Genomic DNA, 8,764 nt, shown 5'->3' on the forward strand with positions numbered 1-8,764 from the left:
GTGCCCCCCTCCGGCCCCACGGCCGCCCTTCCGGACCGCGCGCCCGCGCCCTCCTCCGGGGAAGCTTCCCTCCCCGGCCAGACCGCCAACGGTCCGGCCGCGACCCCGGCTGGCGACATCGGCTCCGAGATCGACGCCGATCTGGTCGAGGCGGTGAAGCAGCTCAAGCGCGCCTCGGTGCTGGTGGTGGGCGATGCCATGCTCGACCGCTACGTCTATGGCGCGGTGAAGCGGATCAGCCCGGAGGCGCCGGTTCCCGTCCTGGCGGTGGAACGTGAAGTCGCCATGCCCGGCGGCGCCGGCAATGTGGTGCGCAACCTGACCGCGCTCGGCGCGGCCGTTGCCTTCCTGTCCGTCGTCGGCGACGACCAGGCGGGGTCGGACCTGACCGGCCTGGTCGGCGGCCAGCCGGGCGTCGAGCCCTGGCTGCTGGTGCAGGGCGGCCGGGCGACGACCACCAAGACCCGCTTCATCGCCAGCGGCCAGCAGATGCTGCGCGCCGACCATGAGATCGCCCGCCCGATCCACCAGCGCCTGGCCGACCGGCTGGTGCGGATCGCCGCCGACACGGTGGCCGCCACCTCGGTCATGGTGCTGTCCGACTACCGCAAGGGCGTGCTGGCCGGCGACGTGCCGCAGCGGCTGATCGCCGCCGCCAAGGCCGCCGGCCGCCGCGTCGTGGTCGACCCCAAGGGCGAAGATTTCTCCCGCTATGCCGGGGCCGACATCATCACGCCGAACCGGGCCGAGCTGGCGCTGGCCAGCGGGTTGCCGATCGACACCGAGGAAGAAATCGTCGAGGCCGCCCGCGCCCTGCAGGCCCGCCACGGCTTCGCCGCCGTGCTGGTGACCCGCAGCGAGGACGGCATGACCCTGCTGGAGGGCGACACGGTCCACCACTTCCCGGCCGAGGCGCCGGAAGTGCACGACGTCTCCGGCGCCGGCGACACGGCGGTCGCGGTGCTGGCCGCCGGCATGGCCGCCGGCCTGTCGCTGCCGCTGGCGGCGCGGATCGCCAATATCGCCGGCGGCCTGGTGGTCGGAAAGGTCGGCACGGCGGTCGCCCGCGAATCCGACCTGCTCGAGGCCCTGACCCCCGAGCGCGGCGCGCTGCGCAAGGTATTGCGCCGGGCGGCCGCGGCCGAGCAGGTCGAGCGCTGGCGCCAGCGCGGCTGGCGCGTCGGCTTCACCAATGGCTGCTTCGACCTGCTGCATCCGGGCCATGTCCACCTGCTGGAGCAGGCGCGGTCCTGGTGCGACCGGCTGGTCGTCGGGCTTAACGCCGATAGCAGCGTCAAGCGGCTGAAGGGCCCGACCCGGCCGATCCAGCCGGAAGCCGCCCGCGCCGCGGTGCTGGCCTCGCTCGCTACCGTCGACCTGGTCACCATCTTCGAGGAAGACACCCCCGTCGAGCTGATCCACCTGCTGCGCCCCGACGTGCTGGTGAAGGGCGCCGATTACCGCGTCGACCAGGTGGTGGGCGGCGAGCTGGTGCAGGAATGGGGCGGCGTGGTGAAGCTGGCGGCGCTGCTGCCGGGCAATTCCACCACGGCGACCGTCGCGCGAATGCGCGGTTGATGTCGCCTTGGCGGATGCGCGGCTGACCTGCATGGAGTGGCCGGCGCTGTTTCACGCCGGCCGTTTTCCTGACTTGGCGCCCCGGCCCACGGCGGGGCGGAACCCTTTCCAGATCGACCAGGACCGCATCGTCTTCAGCCGCCCCTTCCGCCGGCTGCAGCAGAAGACCCAGGTGCATCCCCTGGTCAGCAACCCGCATGTGCGCAACCGGCTGCTGCACACGCTGGAAGTGGCCTCGATCGGCCGCTCGCTGGGCTTCGCCGTCGGCTCCGAGCTTGCCTCGGAGCTGGCCGCGGCCGGGCAGACGCCGGACGACCTGGGCTATCTGGTGCAGGCCGTGTGCCTGGCGCATGACATCGGCAACCCGCCCTTCGGCCATGCCGGGGAAGAGGTGATTTCGGATTTCATGGCCGAATGGCTGGCGGGGCCGGGGGCGGCCAGCGGGCTGGAGCTCGATGCCGACCTCGCCTGCTTCGACGGCAATGCCCAAGGGTTCCGCATCCTGACCCGGGCCGATGGCTATCGCGAGCGCGGCGGGCTGCAGCTGACCTTCGCCAGCCTTGCCGCCTTCATCAAATACCCCTGGTCCGGCGAGGACCCGCGCGCCGCGCGCGACGGCCGCCCGGGCGTCAAGTTCAACGCCTTCGCCACCGAGGCCGGGGCCTTCGCCGCGGTCGCCCGGCAATGCGGATTGTCCGGCCCGCTGCCCCGCCACCCGGCGGTCTGGCTGATGGAGGCGGCGGACGACATCACCTATGGCCTGGCCGACCTCGAGGACGCCGTCGAGCTACAAATCCTGTCCTATGAGCAGTACGAGCAGCTGGTGCTGCCGGTCGCCAGGGTCACCCGCGAACGCCTCGACGCGGAGGACAGCGTGCCGCAGAAGCTGGCGCTGCTGCGGTCGCGCGCGGCGGGCCAGATGATCGGGGAGCTGAAAAAAAGCTTCCTCGAGCACCGCGAAGCAATCCTGGCCGGCGAGATGCCGGTGCGGAAAGGGCTGCTCGACCTCTGCGCCGGCGAGCTGCGCGAGGCCTTCGACGCCATCCGCCGCACCAACCGCGAGGTGCTCTACCTCCACGCCCGCAAGGTGGAGTTCGAGATCGGCGCCCGCGACACGCTGGAAAAGACGCTGACGGTCTTCCTCGAGGCTTGCCTCGCCTATGCGCGCAGCCCCGACAAGGACATCGCCCGGATGAAGCTGCGGCCGCGCCAGGCGCTGTCGCTGATGCAGGACTACCATCCGCGGCCGATCCTCTCGCCCAGCGAGACCATCCGCTGCGCCGTCGATTTCGTCGCCGGCATGACCGACAACTACGCGGCGACCCTGGCGGCGCGGCTGCGCGGGCTGTGAGGCGAAAGCCTGGCTGACGCCGGGTATGAAAGCCTCGTCGGAATCGATATCAGGGTCGCGGCCGGGCCATCGATCAGCGGAGCGTGACGTGGACAATCTCATCAGGGTGATCAGCCTCGACCGGACGCCCGAGCGCTTCGCCCTGTTCCAGAAGCTGAACCCCGACCTCGCCATCGAGCGGTTTGCCGCCTGCGATGGCCGGCTGCTGGACCGCCGCCTCTGCGTCGAGAAAGGGCTCTTCGCCTCTGGCCTGCCCTATTCCGCTGGCGCCTGCGGCAGCGCGGTGTCGCATATCGCGCTGTGGAACGACTGCATCAGCCGTGACATGCCGATGCATATCGCCGAGGACGACGCCGTCATCCGCCCCGACTTCCACGCGGTCGCCGCGCGCCTCCTGGCGGCGCAGCAGGGCTGGGACATCGTGCTGTGGTCGCACAACGACAACTGGCCGGTGGGGCTGGTCTCGCCGGTGGCCGGCACGGTCTCGGTGCTGGAAGGCGCGCCGCTCTCGGCCGCGATCCTGGGCGATGCCTATCCGGTCTTCCGCGCCTTTCGCGGCATGCCGGCGCTGGTGCCGCTGGCTTCGGCGGCGGGGCTCGGGCTGTATTCGATCTCGCCGCGCGGCGCCCGCAAGCTGCTGCAGCGCTGCCTGCCGCTGGCGGGGGAGCCGGCGCGCGATGCCAGGGACCTGACGAAGTCCTGGCGCAACACCGCCCTCGATGTCGAGCTGTCGCGCCACTACGCCGGGCTCGACGCCTACCTCGCGCTGCCGATCATGGCGGTGATGATCAATGACGAGGACATGTCGACCATCCTGAACCCTTAGAGCGTGATGGCTTGAGGTGGAATCACCGAAAAGCCTGAATCACGCGATCAAACAAAGAGCTAGACCGAGTTGGCTTCGTCCTTCCGAAGGCAACTCGGTCTAGGCGACCGCCGTCACCACCGCCCGCGCCTCGGCCCCGGGCTTGCCGCCCCCCGCGGCCACCCGGTCGTTGTGGCGGCGGTAGAAGGCCATGAATTCGGGGGCCGGCATGGCCGGCGCGTAGAGCCAGCCCTGGCCCAGCCCGACGCCGGCGGCCTGCAGGTAGCTTTCCTGCTCCAGCGTCTCGATGCCCTCGGCCACGATCGACAGCTTCAGCTCCTGCGCCATGCCGATGATATGCGGCGTCACCACGCTGGTGGCTGCGTCCCGGCCGATCGAATCGACGAAGCTCTTGTCGATCTTCAGCGCGTCCAGCGGCAGCTTCTCCAGCAGCGCCAGGCTGGAATAGCCGGTGCCGAAATCGTCGATCGCGACCAGGTGGCCGACCGCCTGGGCGCGGGAGATGGTCTGCCGCGCGGCCTCGGCGTTGATGAAGCCGCGCTCGGTCGCCTCCAGCCAGACCTGGGTCGGCGCCACGCCGTAGCGCGCCAGCGCCGCGTCGAGCACGGGCAGGAAGCGGCCGCTCTCGATATCCTCGGCCGAGATGTTGATCGAGACATGGATCGCGCGGTCGGCCGCCAGCATGCCGGCGATGTCGTGGACGACGCGGTCGATCACCTGGTCGGTGATCTGCTCGATCAGGCCGAGCTCCTCCGCCACCGGGATGAAGGAATTCGGCATCATCAGCCGGCCATCCGGCTGCGGCCAGCGCACCAGCGCCTCGGCGCCGACGCACAGGCCGGTGGAGAGCGAGATGATCGGCTGGTAGTGGGCGACGAATTCCCGCTTGCGGATGCCGAGCGCCAGCTCGCCCTGCAGCGACAGCCGCTGGCGCGACATCCAGACCACCACCGAGACCAGGATCGCCGCGATCAGCAGCCCGATCGGGATCATGATGGCGAGCTCACGCTGCAGCCGCCCCTCGATCTCGGTCTTCTCCGAGACGGCGAAGGCGACCAGGCCGGGGGCGGCGACGGCGGCGTAGAGCTGGCTGTCGGTCATCCCCGCCTGCGCCCCGTCCGCGAGCCGGGCGACCAGCGGCGGCGCGATCTCGCCCGACAGCGCGATCAGCTGGCCGCCCCCGCCTTGCCCCGGCGTCTGCAGCGCGATGCCCAGGTTCATCGTGGTGTCGCGCAGCACGTCGACCAGCCGCTCCGGCTTGATCAGCGCCTGGAAGCTGCCCAGCGTCATCGCCAGCATGTCGCTGCCCGGCCGCGCCGCGGCCTCGGCATGCAGCGCCAGGCCATAGCCCTCGGCGAAGAGACGGTCGGGCAGGCGGGCCGGCAGCCCCGGCTCGGCGGCGCCCCATTGCGTGCAGGCGATGCGGCCGCCCTGCAGGAAGGCGAGCTCGTCGATCGCCACCGTGTCGCTGGCCACCTGGCGCATCCGGGTCACCAGCGCCGGCGAGCAGGCGTCCCAGCTCTCGCCATTCAGCGCGCCGAGCGCGGTCGCCGCCTGCGACAGCACCGCCGCCGCCCGCTTCAGCGTCCAGGTGGCATATTCGGTCAGATGGGCGCGTTCCGCCTCGGCCGCGCGGCGGTGCGAGAGGATGAGCGTGCTGGCGATGGGCAGCAGCCCTGCCAGGATGGCGATGCCGATCGCCACCGCCAGTTTGCCGCGCCGCTGCATCGCCGATCCCCCTGGCACCGCGCCCCCGCGGGGCAGCGCCAAGCCCTTACACCGGTGTTACCCCTGCGCAACAGATGGCGCTGCCGCGACCGCGGAAATTTAGCCTGGGCGTGGCCTTTGGGACCCGGTCGCGCGCGGTGTCAGAGGCTGCGGGCGACCAGGATATTGTGCGTCTTCGCCCCCTTGGCGGTCAGCGTCTCCCAGCGCGCCGGCTGCGGCCGGCTGTCCTCGTCGACGCTCCAGGGCTGGAAGCCGAGATCCTGCAGGAAGCCGGCGACGGCGGCCGCATCGACGCCGCCCCGCGCCAGCAGCGCCGGCGAGAACTCCATCAGGATCTTCACATCGGGCGAGCGGCGCAGGATCGCCTCCATGCCGCGCAGCGCCCGGCCCTCATAGCCTTCGACATCCATCTTGATGACGTCGACGGTGAAGCTCTCCTCCGGGAAAAGCTGGTCCAGCGCCACCACCTCGACGGCGGCGACCTCCTCCTTGGCCGGGCCGCCGGGCTTGCGGATACTGCCGCCGCCCGACATCGCCGGATTGAAGGTCAGCTCGGCCTGGCCCATGGCGTCGCCCACCGCCACCTGGTGCAGCCTGGCCCAGCGGAAGCCGTTGGTGCGCAGCGACGCGGTGGCGAGCCCCGCCAGCCGCGGATTGGGCTCGAAGGCCTCGACCCGGCCGGTGGCGCCGACCAGGGTCGCCGCATGGATGGCGTAGAAGCCGTGGTTGGCGCCGACATCCAGCACCGTGGCGCCGCGCTTGACCAGGCCGCGGAACAGCTTGGTGTATTTCGTCTCCCAGCGGCCGCCGGCCATCAGGTGGATGCCGATGTCGCGGCTGCGGGTGTCGACGTAGATGCGGTGCCCGGTCTCGAGGAAGGTCATCGCCGTGTGGTCGCCCAGATACAGCGTCTGCGCCTCGGCGATGCGGTTGGCGCGCTTGATCAGGAAGCTGCCGATCTCCTCCTGCCGGGTGGCGATGCGGTCCAGCCTGGTGGCCAGCATCGCCTCCATGCGGGAGAGCTGTTCTTCCAGCGCGGCGACGCGGCCGGTCAGCCGCGCCACTTCCTGCGCCTCGGCCAGTTGCTGGTCGGACATTCCACCACACTCCGGTTTATCGCCGGAACGGTAACGACGTTCCTGTCCGGCCGGCAAGGTGGACGGCTGATGAATTTCCTCAGGCGTCGCCGCGCCAGCGCCCGGGCGCGCGGCCGGTGCGGCGCTGGAAGGCGCGGCGCATCCGCTCGTCGTCGCCGAAGCCGCAGTGATGCGCGATGGCGCCGAGCGGCAGGCGGCCTTCCTGCAGCAGCCGCTGCGCCGCCTCCAGCCGCAGCCGCTCCACCGCCCGCGCCGGGGTCTGGCCGGTGCGGGAGAGGAAAGCGCGGGCGAAGCTGCGCGGCGACAGGCCGGCGCGGGCGGCCAGCGCCTCGACCCGCAGATCGGCCGAGAGATGCTCCGACATCCAGCCGAGAAGGGCGGCAAAATCCGCGTCATGGCTGGCGGCCTGGGCGGAGAGCGTGGCGCTGAGCTGCGCCTGGCCGCCCGGGCGCTTGAGGAACACCACCAGCCCCTGCGCCACCTGCAGCGCCAGAGCGTGGCCGAGGTCCTGCTCGACCATGGCCAGGGCCAGGTCGATGCCGGTGGTCACCCCGGCCGAGGTCCAGACCCGCCCGTCCTGCACGAAGATCGGCCCTTCCTGCACCGCCACCTCCGGATGGGCGTCCTGCAGCGCCGCGCACCAGCGCCAGTGGGTGGTGGCGCGGCGCCCCTCCAGCAGCCCGGCGGCGCCCAGGATGAAGGCGCCCAGGCAGACCGAGGCCAGCCGCCGCGACCGCGCGGCCGCCCGCCGCACCGCGTCCAGCAGCGCCGGATCGGCCGCCGCCTCGCGCGCCCCGGCGCCGCCGGGCAGCAGCAGCGTGTCGAGTGCGCCCTCGGGCAGCGTCTCCCAGGGCTCGGCGGAGAGCGACGGGCCGAGCTCGGTGACCACCATGCCGCCGCCGGCGGCCACGAAATGCAGGCGGTAGGCATCGCCCCCGGCCAGCCGGCTGGCGGCGGCGAAGACCTCGGCCGGGCCGGCGACGTCGAGCAGCATCACCCCGGGATAGAGCGGCAGCACGATGTCTCGGCACCTGGCAGGAAAGGAGGGCAGGTTGTCCTTCATCCCATGCCCCGTCGCGCGCAGTGTGCCCCCCGTCAAGCGCCTGGAGAGATGCCCGTGACCGATGCCATCAACGAAACCTGCCCCTGGTCGGGCAAGCCGGTCTCGGCCGATTCGCTGACCAGCTGGCGTGACCAGGTGGTGGGCTTCTGCAACACCGGCTGCCGCGACAAGTTCGCCAAGGCGGAAGCGCATTTCGAGGCCGCCGCCCGCGCCCTGCCGGCGCCGAAGACGCTGTTCGAGCTCGGCGGCGGCCCGCCGCCCGCGGCGCGGCTGTCGGAGGCGGTGCTGGTGGTGATCGACGCCCAGGGCGAATACCGCGAGGGCCGCCTGCCGCTGGCCGGCATCGACGCGGCCGCGGCGGTGGTGGCGGACCTGCTGGCCCGGGCGCGCGCGGCGGGCACGCCGGTGATCCATGTGGCGCATGTCGGCGCGGCCGGCGGCGCCTTCGACCGCGCTGGCCCCGGCGGCGCTTTTCTGCCGGAAGCCGCGCCGCTCGAAGGCGAGGTGGTTGTCGAGAAGAAGCTGCCGAACGGCTTTGCCGGCACCGACCTGCAATCCCGCATCGCGGCGACCGGCCGGACGAAGCTGCTGCTGGCCGGGTTCATGACGCATCTCTGCATCTCGACCACGGCGCGGGCGGCGCTCGATCTCGGCCTGTCCGTCACCATCGCCGCGGATGCCACCGCGACCCGCGCCCTGCCCGACCCGTTGGGCGGCGCGCCGCTGCCGGCGGCCGCCCTGCAGCGGGCGAGCCTGGCGGCGCTGGCCGACCGCTTCGCGGTGATCCGGCCGGCCGCGGCGATCGAGGCCTAGCGGATCGGCGAGGCGCCCGGGCGGCCGGCGGCGCCGTCGATCGCCCGGCCCAGCGCCGTGCCCGGCGGGTTGGCGGGCGTCCCGTCCGACTGCTGCGGATAGGCGCCGGAGGTGTTGGTCCCCGCCGCGCGGTCGAGGGCCCGGCCGGCCGCGGTGCCGGGCGGATTGGCCGGCGTGCCGTCCCGCTGGCTCGGATAGGCGCCGGAGACATCGGTGCCGGCGGCGCGGTCCAGCGCCCGGGTGCCGCTGTTGTTGCGCAGCGTCTCGGCCTCGCTGGTGGCCGGCGGCGCCTTCGACCGCGCTGGCCC

Annotated in this window: 7 protein-coding genes and 1 pseudogene; 4 read left to right on the forward strand and 4 right to left on the reverse strand. The window is 72.2% G+C overall.

Annotated elements, in window-relative coordinates; all coding sequences use genetic code 11:
• The first annotated feature begins 129 nt into the window (after positions 1–129).
• From rfaE1 to GVN67_RS26505, 3 genes are all read left to right on the forward strand, one after another.
• On the forward strand, positions 130–1,578 hold the full coding sequence (gene rfaE1 / locus GVN67_RS26495; RefSeq protein WP_408906363.1) for a D-glycero-beta-D-manno-heptose-7-phosphate kinase: 1,449 nt from the start codon (positions 130–132) through the stop codon (positions 1,576–1,578).
• Positions 1,579–1,651: 73 nt separating this feature from the next.
• Entirely contained in the window at positions 1,652–2,929 is a 1,278-nt protein-coding gene (gene dgt / locus GVN67_RS26500) for a dGTP triphosphohydrolase (protein ID WP_235035523.1), read from the forward strand.
• Between the two features lie 88 nt (positions 2,930–3,017).
• Complete coding sequence (locus tag GVN67_RS26505; RefSeq protein WP_160000324.1) at positions 3,018–3,755, forward strand: glycosyltransferase family 25 protein; 738 nt, start codon at positions 3,018–3,020, stop codon at positions 3,753–3,755.
• 99 nt (positions 3,756–3,854) lie between these two features.
• Here GVN67_RS26505 and GVN67_RS26510 read toward each other — a convergent pair whose 3' ends face one another.
• From GVN67_RS26510 to GVN67_RS26520, 3 genes are all read right to left on the reverse strand, one after another.
• Positions 3,855–5,483, reverse strand: a complete 1,629-nt coding sequence (locus GVN67_RS26510; protein ID WP_160000325.1) for an EAL domain-containing protein — start codon at positions 5,481–5,483, stop codon at positions 3,855–3,857.
• A 140-nt stretch (positions 5,484–5,623) separates the two neighbouring features.
• Positions 5,624–6,580, reverse strand: coding sequence for an FkbM family methyltransferase (locus GVN67_RS26515; protein WP_160000326.1), 957 nt, complete (start codon positions 6,578–6,580; stop codon positions 5,624–5,626).
• Between the two features lie 79 nt (positions 6,581–6,659).
• Positions 6,660–7,598 carry a GlxA family transcriptional regulator gene (locus tag GVN67_RS26520; protein ID WP_235035528.1) on the reverse strand — a complete coding sequence of 313 codons (939 nt, stop codon included), beginning with the start codon at positions 7,596–7,598 and terminating at the stop codon, positions 6,660–6,662.
• A 99-nt stretch (positions 7,599–7,697) separates the two neighbouring features.
• On the opposite strand from GVN67_RS26520, the gene GVN67_RS26525 reads away from it, so the two are divergent.
• Positions 7,698–8,456 carry an isochorismatase family protein gene (locus tag GVN67_RS26525; RefSeq protein ID WP_368667265.1) on the forward strand — a complete coding sequence of 253 codons (759 nt, stop codon included), beginning with the start codon at positions 7,698–7,700 and terminating at the stop codon, positions 8,454–8,456.
• Here GVN67_RS26525 and GVN67_RS26530 read toward each other — a convergent pair.
• Positions 8,453–8,764: pseudogene (locus tag GVN67_RS26530) on the reverse strand (hypothetical protein); the annotation flags it as partial. The gene GVN67_RS26525 and the pseudogene GVN67_RS26530 overlap by 4 nt on opposite strands.

The sequence above is a fragment of the Roseomonas sp. 18066 genome (genome assembly GCF_902706185.1).
Classification (GTDB): Bacteria; Pseudomonadota; Alphaproteobacteria; order Acetobacterales; family Acetobacteraceae; genus Pseudoroseomonas.